This window comes from Dyadobacter sp. HNCC25DJ186 (assembly GCF_056895235.1).
Genome location: NZ_JBXHAS010000003.1, coordinates 591,846 through 608,547 on the forward strand (window position 1 = coordinate 591,846; position 16,702 = coordinate 608,547).

At 40.3% G+C, this 16,702-nt stretch carries 15 protein-coding genes and 1 pseudogene; 9 read left to right on the plus strand and 7 right to left on the minus strand.

Annotated elements, in window-relative coordinates:
- Positions 1 to 15 precede the first annotated feature (15 nt).
- A complete protein-coding gene (locus AC1XUO_RS12265) occupies positions 16 to 450 on the plus strand; it encodes a hypothetical protein (RefSeq protein WP_483330086.1) in 435 nt (144 codons plus the stop codon).
- A 136-nt stretch (positions 451 to 586) separates the two neighbouring features.
- The gene (gene hslV / locus AC1XUO_RS12270) at positions 587 to 1,129 is read left to right on the plus strand and encodes an ATP-dependent protease subunit HslV (protein WP_137343122.1); all 543 of its coding nucleotides are present in this window, start codon (positions 587 to 589) and stop codon (positions 1,127 to 1,129) included.
- 40 nt (positions 1,130 to 1,169) lie between these two features.
- Here hslV and AC1XUO_RS12275 read toward each other — a convergent pair whose 3' ends face one another.
- Positions 1,170 to 1,580, minus strand: coding sequence for a GNAT family N-acetyltransferase (locus AC1XUO_RS12275; protein WP_483330087.1), 411 nt, complete (start codon positions 1,578 to 1,580; stop codon positions 1,170 to 1,172).
- A 15-nt stretch (positions 1,581 to 1,595) separates the two neighbouring features.
- Positions 1,596 to 3,068 carry a D-alanyl-D-alanine carboxypeptidase/D-alanyl-D-alanine endopeptidase gene (gene dacB / locus AC1XUO_RS12280; protein WP_483330088.1) on the minus strand — a complete coding sequence of 491 codons (1,473 nt, stop codon included), beginning with the start codon at positions 3,066 to 3,068 and terminating at the stop codon, positions 1,596 to 1,598.
- Positions 3,069 to 3,352: 284 nt separating this feature from the next.
- On the opposite strand from dacB, the gene AC1XUO_RS12285 reads away from it, so the two are divergent.
- From AC1XUO_RS12285 to AC1XUO_RS12315, 7 genes are all read left to right on the plus strand, one after another.
- Positions 3,353 to 4,777, plus strand: a complete 1,425-nt coding sequence (locus AC1XUO_RS12285) for an MBL fold metallo-hydrolase RNA specificity domain-containing protein (RefSeq protein ID WP_483330089.1) — start codon at positions 3,353 to 3,355, stop codon at positions 4,775 to 4,777.
- A 26-nt stretch (positions 4,778 to 4,803) separates the two neighbouring features.
- Positions 4,804 to 5,757 carry an acetyl-CoA carboxylase carboxyltransferase subunit alpha gene (locus AC1XUO_RS12290; RefSeq protein ID WP_483330091.1) on the plus strand — a complete coding sequence of 318 codons (954 nt, stop codon included), beginning with the start codon at positions 4,804 to 4,806 and terminating at the stop codon, positions 5,755 to 5,757.
- 18 nt (positions 5,758 to 5,775) lie between these two features.
- Positions 5,776 to 6,411: an HAD family hydrolase gene (locus AC1XUO_RS12295; protein ID WP_483330092.1), complete on the plus strand. Its 636-nt coding sequence runs from the start codon at positions 5,776 to 5,778 to the stop codon at positions 6,409 to 6,411.
- Positions 6,401 to 7,597, plus strand: coding sequence for a site-2 protease family protein (locus tag AC1XUO_RS12300; RefSeq protein ID WP_483330093.1), 1,197 nt, complete (start codon positions 6,401 to 6,403; stop codon positions 7,595 to 7,597). Before AC1XUO_RS12295 ends, AC1XUO_RS12300 begins: the two co-directional genes overlap by 11 nt.
- Positions 7,598 to 7,633: 36 nt before the next feature.
- On the plus strand, positions 7,634 to 8,218 hold the full coding sequence (locus AC1XUO_RS12305; protein WP_483330094.1) for a 1-acyl-sn-glycerol-3-phosphate acyltransferase: 585 nt from the start codon (positions 7,634 to 7,636) through the stop codon (positions 8,216 to 8,218).
- Positions 8,219 to 8,325: 107 nt separating this feature from the next.
- Positions 8,326 to 9,300 (plus strand): phosphotriesterase family protein, encoded by a 975-nt coding sequence (locus tag AC1XUO_RS12310; protein WP_483330095.1) that lies wholly within the window; start codon positions 8,326 to 8,328, stop codon positions 9,298 to 9,300.
- Between the two features lie 49 nt (positions 9,301 to 9,349).
- Positions 9,350 to 10,768: a hypothetical protein gene (locus AC1XUO_RS12315; protein ID WP_483330096.1), complete on the plus strand. Its 1,419-nt coding sequence runs from the start codon at positions 9,350 to 9,352 to the stop codon at positions 10,766 to 10,768.
- On the opposite strand, the gene AC1XUO_RS12320 is transcribed toward AC1XUO_RS12315, so the two are convergent.
- From AC1XUO_RS12320 to AC1XUO_RS12340, 5 genes and pseudogenes are all read right to left on the minus strand, one after another.
- A complete protein-coding gene (locus AC1XUO_RS12320; RefSeq protein WP_483330097.1) occupies positions 10,746 to 12,044 on the minus strand; it encodes a sensor histidine kinase in 1,299 nt (432 codons plus the stop codon). The genes AC1XUO_RS12315 and AC1XUO_RS12320 overlap by 23 nt on opposite strands.
- Before the next feature lie 15 nt (positions 12,045 to 12,059).
- Positions 12,060 to 13,427: a sigma-54-dependent transcriptional regulator gene (locus tag AC1XUO_RS12325; protein ID WP_483330098.1), complete on the minus strand. Its 1,368-nt coding sequence runs from the start codon at positions 13,425 to 13,427 to the stop codon at positions 12,060 to 12,062.
- Between the two features lie 65 nt (positions 13,428 to 13,492).
- A pseudogene (locus AC1XUO_RS12330) lies at positions 13,493 to 13,870 on the minus strand (GxxExxY protein).
- Positions 13,871 to 13,969: 99 nt separating this feature from the next.
- Positions 13,970 to 15,139, minus strand: coding sequence for an ABC transporter permease (locus AC1XUO_RS12335; protein ID WP_483330099.1), 1,170 nt, complete (start codon positions 15,137 to 15,139; stop codon positions 13,970 to 13,972).
- Positions 15,140 to 15,278: 139 nt separating this feature from the next.
- A complete protein-coding gene (locus AC1XUO_RS12340; RefSeq protein ID WP_483330101.1) occupies positions 15,279 to 16,526 on the minus strand; it encodes an ABC transporter permease in 1,248 nt (415 codons plus the stop codon).
- Between the last annotated feature and the right edge of the window lie 176 nt (positions 16,527 to 16,702).

The window sequence follows — 16,702 nt, forward strand, 5'->3', positions numbered from 1 at the left end:
AAATACACACACACTATGAAAACAGGAGACCGTTTAAATCAGATTGAACCGCTTATTGCTGAAATGCTAATTAAGTTGGATCAGACCGCAGCGAAAGTTGATAGAGTTTCAGAGGATGTTACTGAGCTTAGAGTTTCAATGAAAAGAAATTCTCAAACATTGGACCAGCATGCTGAAAAATTGGACAGGCATACTGACATTTTAGTCAAACAGAGTGAAAATATTTCCTTTCTTTTGGAGAATCAGCTGTCAATGAACGGCAAGATTGATAATCTGGAAACTAGAATGGATAGAGTTGAAGTCCGATTAGATGGTGTTGAAGTCCAATTAGAGAAAGTTGAGGATAGATTAGATAAGATAGAAGTGAAGATTGATAAGATTGATAATCGACTTGACAAGATCGAAATTACAACGGACGCCATTTTAACACTCCTAAAAAACAAAAACTAGTTTTTTGAAATGATTTCAGTTCATAAAATACAATAATGTCAAAAGTGTCAGGTTTTATAGCCTGGCACTTTTGTTTTAATGACAGATTAAATTTCTGCGCTTTTGGCAGATATCATTTAGAATCCACAATTACACTATGGAAAAAATACATGCAACCACCGTCCTTGGCGTACTTCACAATGGCACCGTTTCACTGGGTGCAGACGGACAGGCAACGATGGGGAATACAGTAGCAAAAAGTAATGTAAAAAAAATCAGGACCTTAATGGGCGGTAAAATTCTCGTTGGTTTTGCAGGATCAACGGCTGATGCTTTTACACTTTTGGAACGTTTCGAAGAAAAACTCAACGCCTACGGAGGTAATATGAAACGTGCGGCGATCGAGCTTGCAAAAGACTGGCGTACGGATCGTTACCTGAGAAAATTGGAAGCGATGATGATCACAGCCAATAAAGATGAGATTCTTGTCATTTCCGGAACAGGTGATGTTTTAGAACCGGAAAACGGTATCGCCGCGATTGGCTCCGGCGGAAACTTTGCGTTATCAGCAGCACAAGCTTTGAAAAAACATGCCACGCATCTGACAGCGGAAGAAATGGTCCGCGAAGGATTAACCGTTGCAGCTGATCTCTGTATTTATACAAACCACAATCTTGTCATTGAAAAAGTTGTTCAATAACACCAATGAGAAAGCGGTTGGCTTTCAGCCGCTTTCTCATTTACAATATTTTTTCAATTTTATAATATTCAATTTCTTCTTTTAAAAAGGGCTCGGAAAACTTTTTGAATCCTACCCTTTCATAAAAATTCAGCGCGTTCGTTCTTGCGTCGCACCACAATCTTTCGAAGCCGTTTTCTCTGGCATACTCGATTACCTTCAAAATCATCATTTTACCCAGTCCGCGATTTTGATATTCAGACAGCGTTGCAAATTTGCGGAATCTCAAACTTTGTACTTCTGCAAATAAGGAGATAACCGTCACCAGCATGTCATCCGCATAAAGTCCGAAGTGAATGCCTTCTTCATCTCCATCCACTTTCACGAATTCGAACGATTTGTCAGGCCATAAGACTTTATGCCGGATTGGCAGAATATCATTTACTGACACTTTTTTGATTTCAATATGCATTAATGTGTTGCTTGATTATAGTTGTGCAAGCAGTGTCATAATCCTTACCAGCTCGTCAGAAACCGGTCTGCTGCTTTCCTGTTGATACTTGTTGGCAATAATTGCAAAACTCAACACCGCTCCTGATTTGGTAGTAACATAACCGGCATAAGCTCTTGTACCGCCTATAGAACCACTTTTGGCCCTTATATTTCCGGCAGCTCTGGTTCCCTTCCCTAAATTTCGAACCGTTCCATTAACACCTAAAATCGCTATACTTTTATAAAAATCAGCAAACGAAGTTTCCTTAGTCGCCAGACTTAGAATGTCGGTCATATTGTTTGTCGTCACCGAACCTGACGGCGAGAGCCCACTTCCGTCTTTGATAAAAAATCCACTCACATCAGCCTTTTTATTCCACCAATAGTTTGTCATCGATTTTGCCGCATCGTCATACTCAGACTTTCCTTCCAGCGTTTTCCCTACTTTTTTTAGAAACGCATCCGCGTACAGATTGACACTCCAAAAATTGGTCTGCTGACAGATTTCACGCAGCGGAGGTGATTTATATTCGTCCAGAATTTTCTTCGGACTTAATGGTATCAACATGCTGGAGCTGTTCATTGGTGATGTTCCGGTAATGATCTTCACCGTCGCTGACAGATTTTGTTTTAATGTATATGCGGCATAAACTGCCGGATCAGGAATTGATCCTTTTACTGAAAAAGTCGGCACGCCTCTCGGAACAGTTCCGGTCAGTATTACATTCGTGCTTAGCGGATTTCCGTAAACAATGGTTTTATCACCCGAACCTCTTTCCCCTGTGGTCACCAAATTATTGAAAACCAGATAAGGTATTTCAGGCTCAATGCCCATAAAAGTTGAAAGATCTCCTTCGCCGATTCCAGGCTTAAATTTTATACGATACTGATTATCATTAAAATTAAGACCTGAAACACCTGCACCATAGTAGTTTCCAAGATCACCCCAAACCCAGGTGTCTACCAGGGTATTCTTGTCGAAATAAGACGCATCCGGAATGATATCTCCTTTAATAACTTTGATCCCGGCTTTTTGTATCGCCGCGGTCCAGCGAGCGACCAGCTGTGAACTTGATAGATGATCTTTGAACCTGTCGCTTCCGAGAGAAGGATCGCCGGTTCCCCGGATATAGATGTTTCCGAACAATGTATCTCTACTGAAATAACCGTCATGTTCCAAAAAAGTCTGGTATCGAAAGTCTCCGCCTAATATTCCTAATATTGTTGCTGTACTGACCAATTTGAGAATGGATGCTGAAGGCAGCGATTTTTCAGCATTGATTGCAAAAATTGTTTTCTTATCGCCAGTATTTTTCACACTTACCGACAAGGTCCCATTTCGTATCAATTCACTATTTTGCAGTTCCAGCACAGCATCACTTAAAACCGTTAGAGCCAAACTATCAATTGATTGTCCTTTGATCATATGCGCAATCAGCATACAGAAAAAGGTTAATTTTAATTTCATAAATCTTTCTTTGCTGTGGGTCAGATAAAAAAATCGTACATTCTAACGCTAATCTATGTAGAGTTCGGCAATTCTACGCCTCTTTTTTGATACTTTTGCAGTTAAATGTTTAAGTTAAGATGAATATATTCCGTAACAATTGCCGTTATTACCAGGCATAATTTTACTACTCGCATTTTTAATTTAACTTGATCTTTTTAATAAAGATTTTGATTCGAAATAATATTGATTTTTCGCGCTTGGGGAGAAATCACAATATAGCTATTCACGGTATTACATAAAACATGAAATTGACATTTTGGGGAGCCGCCCAACAAGTTACCGGTAGTATGTTTCTGCTTGAATCAGACGATTACCGAATTCTGATTGACTGTGGCTCAGACTTTGATTTAGATGAAAAAGACAGAAGAACACGTTATGATGAACAAAAAAGTGTTTTCCCTTTTGATGCAAGCTTGATAAATACAGTGCTGCTTACGCATGCACACATTGACCATTCAGGTAACATTCCAAACTTATTTAAAGAAGGTTTTGAAGGCCGGGTTGTTTGTACGGAGCCTACCCTGGCGCTTACTTCACTTTTATTAAAAGATGCTGCCCATTTGCATCAAAAGAGGCTGAATGCTCAAAATGGATCTTCCAACAAAAAAAGAGGCCGCAAAAGAAAGGATGTTCCCCGGGATTATTTTGTAGAAAAAAATGTCATCGAGGCCCTCGATAATTTTGTTCCGGTATCTTTTGGACAGCGTTACAGGATTTCAGATAATGTGGCCATAACATTCTACGCAGCCGGACACTTGCTTGGTGCAGCGCATATTGTTGTAGAAGTTACAGAAAATGGAGAAAAGAAGAAAATCTGTTTTTCAGGCGATATTGGACGCAGCAATTATCCATTGCTGATCGATCCACAGGAAGTGCCGCAGGTGGACTATCTGGTTTGTGAATCAACCTATGGTAACCGCTTACACGAAGATTTAACCTCGCCGGCAGAAGCACTTGCTGATGTGATCAAACGGACCTGCATCGATATTCCCGGTAGGCTGATTATTCCGTCATTCAGTGTCGGAAGGACTCAGGCCTTACTTTTTACTTTAAATAAAATTTACGCTGATCACGCATTTCCCAATCTGAAAGTCTTTTCAGACAGTCCGCTGGCGCATAGCAGTACCAAAGTTTATCAGCGCTATGTAAGGTTACTGAACAAAGAAGCGAGAAACTTTCATGCAGATAATGACATACTTTTCGATTTTGAAAATCTGATTTATCTGGAAAGTTCCGATGCGAGTCGTGCCGTTTCTAATTATAACGAGCCTTGTATCATTATTTCTTCCTCCGGAATGGTTCAGGGAGGAAGAGTTGAGCAGCACGTAGAAGCCAACATTGGAAATCCTTATGCAACGATTCTGATGATCGGTTATGCATCTGAGGGTACGCTGGGATGGAGGCTTTTAAACGGACAGGACAGTATTTCGATTCGGGGAAACAAGCTGCCAGTCTTGGCTAATATTGAAAAAATTGACGTATTTAGCGGCCACGGAGATCAGAATGACTTGATCAGATTTGTAAAAATGCAGGATCCGCAAAAATTAAAGGCAGTTTTTTTGGTTCATGGCGAACACCAAAGCATGACTGACTTCCAGGGTAAAATTAATGAATTTGGCTATAAGACGGTCGAAATACCGCTACGGGGACACTCCTATGAACTTTAAACCCGGCCACAAAGAAGCAATATAACATGAGAACATACCTTGATTTCGAAAAACCAATGGCCGAGCTAGAACGTAAGCTCGAAGAGATGAAAGCGTTGGCACAACAAAATAATGTTGATGTCTCAGGCGCTATTTCCTTGTTGGAAAATAATATTACTGAACTTCGTAAGGAAATTTTCGGAAAGCTAACAAGCTGGCAGCGTGTCCAGCTTTCGCGCCATCCGGACCGCCCTTACACGCTGGATTATATCCAGTTGATCTGCGATGAGTTTATCGAACTTCATGGCGACCGTCAGGTTCGTGATGATCCTGCGATGATCGGTGGGCTAGCTAATATCAATGGCCAGACTTTTATGATCATTGGTCAGCAAAAAGGGCGTAACACGAAACAGCGCCAGCACCGGAATTTTGGAATGCCTAATCCGGAAGGTTACCGCAAGGCTTTGCGTTTGATGAAACTCGCTGAAAAGTTTAATGTTCCTATTGTTACTTTGGTGGATACGCCAGGTGCTTTTCCCGGAATGGAAGCGGAAGAACGGGGTCAGGGTGAAGCAATTGCTAGAAACATTAAAGAAATGTTCCTTTTAAAAGTGCCGGTTATCTGTATCATTATCGGAGAAGGCGCTTCTGGCGGAGCAATTGGTATCGCGATCGGCGACCGCGTACTGATGCTGGAAAATACCTGGTATTCCGTAATTTCTCCTGAAAACTGCTCTACCATCTTATGGCGCAGCTGGGATTTTAAAGAGCAGGCAGCAGAAGCGATGAAAATCACCGCAAAGGATATGAAGACCAACGGATTGATCGACGGAATTGTGCCTGAGCCATTGGGCGGCGCTCATCTTGACCATGCCTGGATGGCAGCTGAATTAAAAAAGACCATTTTGAGTAATTTCAAGGAGTTGTCTTCCATGTCCCCGCAGAAAAGGATCGACCAAAGAATCGACAAATTCTGTGCAATGGGTGTTGTTGTTGAATAATATATTTCAGATGCCGTCATGAAGAATAGCCGTATAAAAAATATAGTTTTTGACCTGGGTGATGTCATTCTAAACATTGATGTACCTCTTGCTTCGAGTTCTTTCGGAAAATTAAGCGGCCGCGAGCAGCATGAGATTCTGACGCTTTTCAAAGAAAAAGAACTTTTCCGCTTGTTCGAGACAGGACTTGTGGATGAAGATGCATTCAGGAATATGATCAGAGAATTACTTGAATTCCCCGACTGGTCAGAGGAAATTATAGATACGGCCTGGAACAGTTTGTTGCTGGACATTCCTCCGGCGCGCATAGAGCTGATTCAAGAACTCAGCAGAAATTACCGATTATTTCTATTGAGTAATACAAGCTCAATCCATATCAAACAGGTTAACAAGATTTTACATGCTGCTACCGGCATTGAGAAACTGGACGAACTATTTGAAAAAGTTTATCTTTCGTATGAAATGGGCATAATGAAACCCGATCCTGCGATTTACCTGCGGGTTTTGGAAGAATCTGACCTTGTTGCAGAGGAAACTTTATTTCTTGATGACAACGCTGATAACATAACAGCAGCTTCAAAACTAGGCATTGACACAATTCTTGTCCAAAAGCCTGTCACTATTCTGGACTATCTAAAAGATTATGTCGCCTAGTACCCGCACACACCTGATTCAGGCTATCCTTTTTATTGCAACCGTGATCACCACCACCATGGCCGGTGCTGAATGGATGTATGGTAATGTTTTCGCTTTTGTTGGTTCAGCCATTCATTTTCTGGCTGAATTAAGTTCCGGAAAGGATATTCCTTTGACTGGAACATTCATGGGATGGACACAGTTTTTTGCCGGGTTTCAGTTTTCAATTCCTTTTCTGGCCATTCTCACCATTCATGAGTTCGGTCATTATTTTACGGCAAAAGCGCATCAGGTTAAAGTCACGCTGCCCTATTACATTCCTTTGTGGTTTGGAATATCCCAAAGCATCGGGACTATGGGTGCTTTTATCAGAATTACATCCGTAGTCAAATCCCGCTTAAAATTCTTTGACATTGGAATTGCTGGTCCGCTGGCAGGTTTTGCCGCTGCCCTGGTAGTATTGTGGTATGGCTTCACACATCTTCCGCCTGCGGAATATATTTTTACAATTCATCCGGAATATGCCCGTTATGGACTGAGTTACCCTCAATTTGTTTATGAAAATGCAGAAGGAAATCTGGCTCTTGGCGATAACATGCTGTTCTGGTTTTTTAAAAATTTCGTTGCAGATCCAAGTCGTTTGCCGCATAACAACGAGATTATACATTACCCCTACATTTTCGCCGGATATCTTGCACTGTTTTTTACATCCTTAAATCTTATTCCGATCGGACAGCTTGACGGCGGCCATATCTTATATGGCATGTTGGGTAAAAAAAGATTTGACGTCGTTGCTCCTGCCTTTTTCGTAATATTTGTTTTTTATGCCGGTTTAGGTATGTTCAGAGCCGAAGACTTCGCCATTAACAGCGATTCTATCTTTTATGAGCAGCTGTTGTCCCTGTTTATTTACATTTATTTCCTGTACATCTGCCTTCGAAAAATCAGCGACAATCCTTCCAATGCGATCATGCTGAGTTTGATGATCGTTGTGGCTCAGTTTGGCGCTACTTACCTTCGCCCGGACTGGGATGGATATTCAGGTTTTCTGCCTTTCATTTTTATTCTTGGTCGTTTTTTAGGTATTCGCCACCCTGACACCGAAGACAGCAGACCGATAGGAACTGCAAGAATGATTCTTGGGATTTTCGCCCTGATCATTTTTATAATTTCTTTCAGCCCAAAACCGTTTATCATTCTCTGACCCATTTTCTGGCAAAAGTAAAATAATTTTCATTTCATGTTAAATGCTTTTGCAGCATACATCTTTCACGCTGCCGGCTGGAAAATTATCGGAAAGGCACCTCACGAGGTAAAAAAAGCCGTATGGGTGGGAGCACCTCATAATTCCAACTGGGATTTTATGTTATGCCTGGGCGCACGGGGAGTATTAAAAATGAACATTGGGTTTCTGGCAAAGAGTCAGCTATTCAAGTGGTATTCCGGCTGGTTGTTCCGGGCACTCGGCTGTTATCCGGTTTATCGTAATCAATCACAAAATCTGGTTGATGCCGTAGTCAAAATGTACGATCAAAATGAATCCCTGCATATTGCAATCACACCGGAAGGTACGCGTAAAGACGTTGAGCGCTTAAAAACAGGATTTTACCATATAGCGCTTAAATCGAATGTTCCTCTCATTTTAATCGGTTTTGATTATCCGGGAAAAGCCCTGGTTATCAGCGAACCCGTGTTTTTGACAGGAGATTTTGAAGCGGACCTAAGCACTGTTTATCGTTTTTACACTACAATTCAGGGAAAACATAAAACCTGGCTAAAAAACTTCGAAGAAACCGGGACAGTGCCAACACAACAAAAGGCGTAAAATATCTCGGTTAAGATTCTCATTGTCAAACATCAGACAAACAGTATATTGCGTCAAATCCAACCCTGACGCAAATGGTTTCCCGTAGAAAATTTCTCCAATATTGCATGGCTTCTCCTTTAATTTACGGAGATCTGTATGCCCAAACACAAATAATCAATACAGTGCTTGGCCCGATTAAGTCAGCCGAACTCGGTAAAACATTAATTCATGAGCACGTTCTGGTCGACTTTATTGGTGCCGATAAGGTAAACCCAAACCGTTGGGAGCATGAAAAAGTTATTCAGAAAGTGTTACCATTTTTAAAGGTAATTAAAGCAAAAGGAATACAAAGCATTGCAGAATGCACACCTGCTTATCTTGGAAGGGACGTAATGCTTTTGAAAAAAATTTCACAGCTCAGCGGTCTTCAAATTCTTACCAATACCGGTTATTACGGCGCAGTGGATAATAAGTATTTACCGAAACACGCATACACCGAAACTGCTGAGCAACTCGCAAAACGTTGGATCGCCGAGTTTGAAGAAGGAATAGACGGTACGGACATAAAGCCAGGATTTATTAAAATTAGTGTAAATCCAGGTTCTCTTTCAACATTGCATCAGAAACTGGTGGTAGCCGCAGGACTGGCACATTTAAAAACGGGGTTGACCATATACTCGCACACCGGACCATCTCTACCCGCTTTCGAAGAAATTGAAATTCTCCATGAATTGGGCGTAGATGCCAGTGCATTTGTTTGGGTACATGCCAATAGTAACGATGAAAACGACTTTATCAAAGCTGCAAAGATGGGTGCCTGGATTAGCCTGGACGGTATCGATGAAGGAAATATGGACAAAAACGTAACGATTCTTCGATTGTTAAAGTCTAACCGCCTGTTAAATAAAGCGCTGATTTCGCATGATGCCGGTTGGTATAAGCCAGGAGAAGAAAATGGTGGGTCGTTCAGGGGATACGCAACAATTTCAGATCAATTCATTCCATTGCTTAAAACAAAAGGTTTCACAGAAAAAGATATTGAACAATTAATTATTAAAAACCCGGCTGAGGTTCTTACAATTAAAAAACGTACCTTATAACATATTTAACCCTGATTATCAAAAGTTTAACCATCACTCTTAAAACTTCATGATAACACTTTCTACATTTACGACCAACCAGCGCAAACTTCTTTTATTTACCCTTTTTGCCTTTGCAGTTTTATATTTTGTCAGCTCCGCCGGTATCAATTGTTCTAACGATGGAAGTCATTTCGCGTTGGCAAAATCCATTTATTACAATCATACGACAGAAATAAAACCATTTTTTGTTTATGTAAAATGTTGTGATTATGCAGAAAAAAATGGAAAGATCTATTCCGACCGGCTGCCGGGAAATGCTTTGTTGATGTTACCATTTTTGGCATATTCCAATCTTCTTAAATTAGTTGGTTTACCTTATCTGGGTCAAAAATTCGAACAAGATATTGTCGCCATTTCGCTCTTACCTAATGTTTGTGCAGTACTTAGTCTGGTCATTTTATTCCTATTGTTCGTGCAATCCGGTTTTGGATTTTCGATTGCATTTACATCAACCGTAGTTTACGGTTTAGGAACGCTACATTGGCTTGAAGCAACACATGCATTTTCCCACATGCCGTCTCTGCTTTTCGTTCTGGCCGCAATCTATATTACATTTTCTATAAAGGACTTAGTGAAAAACCAGAATCTGGTTTATACATTGGCAGCACTAATTGGTTTTTCCACGCTCATTGAGCTTCAAAATATTCTATTTAACGTGCCTTTTTTCATTTACCTTTTTGTGTTGATGAACCGGACAGAACTTATAGATTATAAAAAATGGATACCCGTTGTAGTGAAATCAATGGTCATTGCAGGATTCTTCGTTGGCTGTCTTCTATTTTATAATTTTCTCACATTCAATGAGTTTATCTTAAAAAGCAATACTTACAACCCAAACTTCCCGGAAGAAAGAACCTTCTCAGAATCGCTCGGTGGTGATTTTGTAGCTGGTCTGGGAAAATTGCTGATCGACTTTTCAAACCTTGATCTTTATTACAAATGGTATGAGGGGAAAAGCAATGACATTCCGGGACTTTTGGTTACCTCACCGATTTTATGGCTTTCAATTTTTGGATTTTATCTTTTTTTCAGAAAAGCGTCATACAAAGCACTGCTTTTTATAACCTTGATCTCCATTTCTGTGATCATTGCCGCGCTTCATAAAACTACCCTTACCAGACATATTTTCACGATTCTCCCATTCTTTTTCTTCCCTTTCGCTTATGTTCTTGAAACAGTCTGGTTTTCGAAAAAGTATAAACTTTCCGGGCTTGTAGTAATTGGTTGTTTGATCGTGATAAGCATCACGCGGATATATTATGTCACCGCGACCTTTTGGGGACATGGGGGCAGAGATTTTTTTAAGTTTAAAACAGAACTTCCGTTTTTCCTTGCTTTTTACATTCCAATTTTTGCACTTGCCCTGTTTTGGAAAAAGAAATTAAATCGCTCGCTCGAAAAGACTATTGCATCTTCCCAATTGTAAATGCCGTCCATCCATCGACATCTGACCGGAGTGAAAATGAGAATCCATGATTCAAAAGAATTTCACGTGTAAGTGTCAGGCCGATTCCCTGACCGTCCTTTTTTGTACTGAAAAATGGATTAAAAAGCTGACTTGCTATTTCGTCTGAAATTGGCAAACCATTGTTCTTTATTGATACCTGCGAATCAGTTATTTCGATTACGATACTTTTGCCGCTTTCACAGGCGTCAATTCCATTTTTTATAACATTAACGAACACCTGCTCCATTTGTGCAGGATCCGCCTGGACAGATAAATATTCCTCCTCTTCGATCCTGATCTGAATATCAATTCCCTTTTGTTGAGCCAGTGCACGCATGAAGATTCCGGTATTTTTTACCAATGCTGCCATATTAACTTGCTCCTTTCGTGGAGCAGGTAAACGTACGACATCAGCAAAATTCCGCATAAAGTTTGTAAGCTTTTGATTTCGTTCTGACGCCACGCCCAGCGCTTCCCTTAAATCCAGGAACGAATCCTCTGACAAATAATTTCTGGTTGTTTGCAAAATCGAATCCGTCGCACCCAAGGTGTTATTTACCTCATGCGCCATCATTCTGATCACCTTCCCATACGCTTTTTTCTCAGATTGGAGAATATCCTCAGTCAGTTCTTCAATCATCAAAAATGATCTTCGGAAGCCCTGATCCATAAAATGCGAACGCTGAACCTTGTAGGTTTCGATTCCATTTATTTTCACTGTCTTGGAATCACCGTCCGCTAAATCTTGAAGCTGGTTCAGCAAAGGAAAGTCAAGCTCGCTCAGCTTTTTATTAACAAAAAACCCAGGCTCACAATTAAACAACTTTCTGGCTTTGTCGTTGATCTGCGCAATTTTTTCATCAAAATCAAAAATCAGGATCGCTATCGGCGAGGCTTCTATGAGCTTTTCCAAAAAGAAATGTTGTTCATTTAATTTGGTCCTTTCCTCACGAAGCTGGTCAATCATCAGGTTGTACACTTCAATCAAAATATCAACTTCACTTTTCCCGGTGGATACGAATTTTATTGTAAAATCCTTGTCCTTTATCGCTTCAATACCCGAACGAACAAATTCAATTGGTCGCAAGAAATCACGGTAAATCTGAATTGAGAAAAGGATTGAAATAACGATCAAAATTTCTGATGCGATGAAATATAACTTATTCTCGTTTAACCATTTAAAGGCCAGAAATACTAATGCTAAATGAAGTATTACTATAAAAATAATGTATCTGTAACGCAGTGAAATCTTCATGAATGCCGTGTTTAATTAACTTTCTGATTCATAAGAAATTCCATATTTTTCCAGTCGCCGGTAAAGTGCAAACCTGGTAATTCCCAAAGATCTTGCAACTTTTGAAATTTTCTGCTGATGGAATTCCATTGCGCGAATGATCATCTGATATTCCATTTCTTCCAGCGTCAAGGCTCCGACTTCTGGAAATGTACTTTTCACAGACGATTGAGAAATTTCAATATGTCTCTTAAAATCTTCTACGTCAAGAATATCCCCGACAGACAAAAGCACAGTTCTTTCAACAATATTTTTTAATTGACGGATATTCCCTTGCAGCGTCAGCGTTTTCAACCATTTCAATGCCGGCAGACTTAATTTTAATTCCGGGCGCTGATAAATTATTTTAAGATTATTGACAAAATATTCGGCTAGAACAGGAATATCTCCGGGGCGTTCGCGAAGTGATGGAAGTTTCACCGTGATCAGGTTGATACGATAAAACAGATCCTCACGAAAACTCCCATCCGCAACCATTTCTTCCAGATTACGGTTTGTGGCACAAATGATACGTACATCTACTTTTCTGCTTTTGCTACTTCCCAGCGGTTCGAAAGTACGTTCCTGCAAAACCCGCAGCAATTTGACCTGACTGGAAAGATCCAGTTCCCCTATTTCATCCAGGAAAATTGTCCCTTGGTGAGCCATCTCAAAACGTCCGATCCGGTCGGTTTTTGCATCCGTAAACGCCCCTTTGACATGACCAAACAATTCACTTTCAAATAAAGAAGATGAAATTCCGCCCAGATTTACTTTGATAAACGGCTTTGTTTTCCTTTTACTATTCGAATGGATGGCCTCGGCAATCAGTTCCTTTCCCGTTCCACTTTCTCCCGTGACCAAAACCGGCGCATCCGTTGCTGAAATCCGTCCAACGGTTTCGAGAATTTCTAACAATTTCCGGTCGTCACCGACTATATTTTCAAAATGATAAGTTTGTTCCAGTTTTCTGCGATTTGCAGATTGCGGCGTTTGTTGTGCAAGATTTAAAATCGTTTTCACCGATTGCAGCAAATAATCATTCTGCCAGGGTTTGGTGATAAAATCGCGCGCGCCTTCTTTCATCCCCTTCACTGCCAGATCGATCGTTCCCCAACCTGTTATCAGGATCACTGGAATTGCTGCATTGATTTTCCTGATTCTCGTTAGTAATTCCATTCCTTCATCGCCGGAGGTTTCGATTGAAAAGTTGAGATCCAGCAGAATTAATTCGGGAGTTTCTTTATTCAAAATTTCAATGGTATCCTCAGGAGAAGCCGCACCTCTGACGCTAAATCCTTCTTTTTTCAGGAGAAGGGCCAGTGAGGTTCTAATGGCTAAGTCGTCGTCTACTATGAGGATCATAAGTGGGTGAGTTTCGGGTTTTTCACGCAAAGGTTTTAAGTTAGGCAGAGGGCGCAAAGTTAGAATTAAAGATTGTTGACAACTCTATGGATTCCTTCCCGAAGTAATTTAGTATTGAAGTTGATTAATAGCCCTAATTTCATATTGGATAATTTCAGATATGTAAGCAGCTGAGCATAGTGAACTGGTGCAACTGTTTCAATTGATTTAACTTCGATAATTATTTTGTTTTCAACAATTATATCCAACCTGTAACCAACTTCCATTTTTATTTCTTTGTAAAGAAATGGCACGGGCACTTGTTATTTTACTTCCATCCCAGCCTGTCTTAAATCATATACTAAGGCATTTTCATAAGATGATTCTAATAACCCCGGACCAACATTCCTGTGTAGCTCCAAAGCAATACCTATAATCTTAAAAGACAATTCGTTCTCAGTCATAATTAGCGTGTGTTTATTTTTGGCAAAGTACGCAAAAGATTCTCAGCGTCCTTTGCCCTTCCTTTTTTGCTTTGCGCGGCGGGCGTTCCCGTGAAACTCTTAATCCTCATGCAAAGCAATCGCCGGATGAATTCTTGACGCTTGCCGGCTCGGATACCAGGCACATAACGTGACGATGATAAATATGACTACGATGGCGATCAGAATTGCTGTAACATAAACCCCACCTGCAATATCAAATACATTCATCAATGGAAACTGAATCGCAAATAATAAACCTAAAACCAGGCTGAAACTAGCCAGAACCCATATTTCACCCAGGAACTGCGCTGTAACGCTTCCTTCGGTAGCACCCATGGCACGACGTAAGCCAATTTCTCCACGTCTTCTGGCAATACTCAAATTTAGAATTCCAAATAGACCCAAAGCCACATTGACTAGAAGAAAACTGCAAATAATGAGAAAAATAATGACCGGGATAAGCGTGATATTATGTTGTATTTGCCGAGCGTCTGTCAGATATACAACTTCGGAGCTCCATCCTTTTGCGATGCCTGTAATTGCCTTTACAAGTTTATCTTCAAATACAGCATCGGTACCCGGCTTAACCCGGATTATCATTGTTTTGTTATAAATCTGGTCCGCCTTCAACAACTCAAACATCATTGGTTTATTGAGCATAAACTCACCTTTATCCTTATAATAATCTACAACACCCGCCACAACCCATACTGCTTTTCCATCATAGTCATTAAGTACTTTTCCAACTGCCGGTTGATTATCAAAGAGTGAAGTTTCTGCCACTTTATTGATGACGATTGGAATATACTTTCCTACGCTATCCGTGTTTCGATACCATTTTCCCGCTATCAATGGAACATTAATTGTTTTTGCAAGATTTTCATCAGCAATCACAACACCCATTTGAACATCTGAATTTTTATACTTTACCGTTCTACTGTTGTTGCTGTGTGAAAAAGGATAAGAATCGCTCATTCTTGAAATTGATTCTATCTCCGGAAAACCTTTTGCGCGCTGGAATATCGTTTGGACCTTTTCTGATATGGCAACCGTATCCTGATTATTACCCAGGCTGATCGCCCAAACATTTTCATACTCAAATCCGAGCGGTTCCAGGTAATTTTTTACATTGTATGTAATCAGCGTTGCCAATCCGAAAAGAACCATAAAGGAAGCCCAGATTTCGATGATCAGCAGCGAATGGGTTTTCTTTTTATTCCATATTAATTTGAAAAGATGGCGTATCATGGGGGAAGAATTAATGAGTGAATGGTGGACCGGGTCGCCGGTGCGATGATGGAATGAGTGAATGATGGAATGAATGAATGAATATTTCGAATGAGTAACTTATTCTCTCATTCACTCATTCAATCATTCAAAACTAGATTCACGCTTTCAGCGCGTCGATGATGCTTAATTTTGACATTCTGAGCGCTGGTAAAACTCCTGACAGTAATCCAAAAATCAGGCAAACGATAACGCTGATTGAAAATACGGCAAGGTTGATTGTAAGGTCAGCATAAGCAATCCAGCCGCTTGCATTAATGATCTGAATAAGTGTGAATGTCAGGATCAGTGCAATAACACCTCCGATGAAGGTGATAAAAATATTTTCAACAATGAATTGCCACATCAACGTTTTCACCGGAGCTCCAAAAGCTTTCCTGACACCAATTTCAGAAGCTCTTTCTAAAATTCGGCCAACATTTAAGTTCACCAGATTAATAGCCGGAAGTCCCATCAGCATCAGTACAATAAATACAATCACTCCATAAAACATATTTTTCAACCCAGGACCTCCTTTCAAAATCGTAGTAATAAAGTTTTCAAGATATGGATCACTTCTTACTTCGAGCACACCATATTTAAATCCACCCTGTTTAGCTGGCAAAGGAATTTTCCTGATATTACTCTGAAATTCACTTTGGACTGCTTTAAGATCCGAGGGGTCTTTTGCCAAAACCATTGCTATGAAATTACCTACCATACCGCTATTCTGATAATTACTTTTTGGCGCAGTATATGGAAAATAAACATCCGCGTGGGTAAATGGCCGCGTTATCGGACTGCCTTTTACAACCCCGATCACTTTGTAATTAATGTTTTCAATTTCAATACTTTTGCCAACAACCGGCTCATCAGAATTGGTAAAATAATGTTTTTTAAAGTCGTCGGTAATCACAGCAACATAGTCGCCATTTGTTATATTTTGCTCATTGTACGGTTTTCCCTCGATGAATTCGAAATCCGAAACACCCCAGAAATCTGCGTCAGAAAAAGTGATGTTTAGCTTTATTTTCTGAGAACCTACATAAGCGTTTGATCCGTTGAAGTATGAAAAAATCGTGACCCGCTCAGCCGTTTTAAGTGTTTTGGCATAATCTGTCAGAAATTTAAAACTCATAGAATTGGACATCATCGATTGCCGGGCGGAATCCTGCATAACAATTCTTTCAATGTAAAGTGTCCTGTCTCTTTTTGTTTCAGGATAATGCGCTCCGATCAAATGATCGAGAAATGAAGTTAACAGCATAAGCACAGTCAGCGTGAGGCTTATACCAAACAAGGTAATAAAAGTATAGAAAGGATGCCGCAGCAAAACCTTCCAGGCGATTTTTATATAGTTAGAGAGCATGATGGGGAATTTTAAATGAGTGAATGAGTGGGTGGGTGAATGATAGAGTGAGAGAATGAGTGAATGATAGAATGTGGCGGGATCCTGATTTTTGGACCTTGTTGAATTTTGATAACAGAATGAGTAAGTCGTTGCGAGAGCGTTAATTAAAATGTCTCAACCATCCACACATTCTA

What these genes read in the sequence shown, in the direction of transcription:
- AC1XUO_RS12265 (WP_483330086.1), top strand. Translation starts at nt 16, where the DNA reads ATGAAAACAGGAGACCGTTTAAATCAGATTGAACCGCTTATTGCTGAA.
- AC1XUO_RS12290 (WP_483330091.1), top strand. Translation starts at nt 4,804, where the DNA reads ATGAGAACATACCTTGATTTCGAAAAACCAATGGCCGAGCTAGAACGT.
- AC1XUO_RS12305 (WP_483330094.1), top strand. Translation starts at nt 7,634, where the DNA reads ATGTTAAATGCTTTTGCAGCATACATCTTTCACGCTGCCGGCTGGAAA.
- hslV (WP_137343122.1), top strand. Translation starts at nt 587, where the DNA reads ATGGAAAAAATACATGCAACCACCGTCCTTGGCGTACTTCACAATGGC.
- AC1XUO_RS12300 (WP_483330093.1), top strand. Translation starts at nt 6,401, where the DNA reads ATGTCGCCTAGTACCCGCACACACCTGATTCAGGCTATCCTTTTTATT.
- AC1XUO_RS12285 (WP_483330089.1), top strand. Translation starts at nt 3,353, where the DNA reads ATGAAATTGACATTTTGGGGAGCCGCCCAACAAGTTACCGGTAGTATG.
- AC1XUO_RS12340 (WP_483330101.1), bottom strand. Translation starts at nt 16,526, where the DNA reads ATGCTCTCTAACTATATAAAAATCGCCTGGAAGGTTTTGCTGCGGCAT.
- AC1XUO_RS12295 (WP_483330092.1), top strand. Translation starts at nt 5,776, where the DNA reads ATGAAGAATAGCCGTATAAAAAATATAGTTTTTGACCTGGGTGATGTC.
- dacB (WP_483330088.1), bottom strand. Translation starts at nt 3,068, where the DNA reads ATGAAATTAAAATTAACCTTTTTCTGTATGCTGATTGCGCATATGATC.
- AC1XUO_RS12315 (WP_483330096.1), top strand. Translation starts at nt 9,350, where the DNA reads ATGATAACACTTTCTACATTTACGACCAACCAGCGCAAACTTCTTTTA.
- AC1XUO_RS12310 (WP_483330095.1), top strand. Translation starts at nt 8,326, where the DNA reads ATGGCTTCTCCTTTAATTTACGGAGATCTGTATGCCCAAACACAAATA.
- AC1XUO_RS12275 (WP_483330087.1), bottom strand. Translation starts at nt 1,580, where the DNA reads ATGCATATTGAAATCAAAAAAGTGTCAGTAAATGATATTCTGCCAATC.
- AC1XUO_RS12325 (WP_483330098.1), bottom strand. Translation starts at nt 13,427, where the DNA reads ATGATCCTCATAGTAGACGACGACTTAGCCATTAGAACCTCACTGGCC.
- AC1XUO_RS12335 (WP_483330099.1), bottom strand. Translation starts at nt 15,139, where the DNA reads ATGATACGCCATCTTTTCAAATTAATATGGAATAAAAAGAAAACCCAT.
- AC1XUO_RS12320 (WP_483330097.1), bottom strand. Translation starts at nt 12,044, where the DNA reads ATGAAGATTTCACTGCGTTACAGATACATTATTTTTATAGTAATACTT.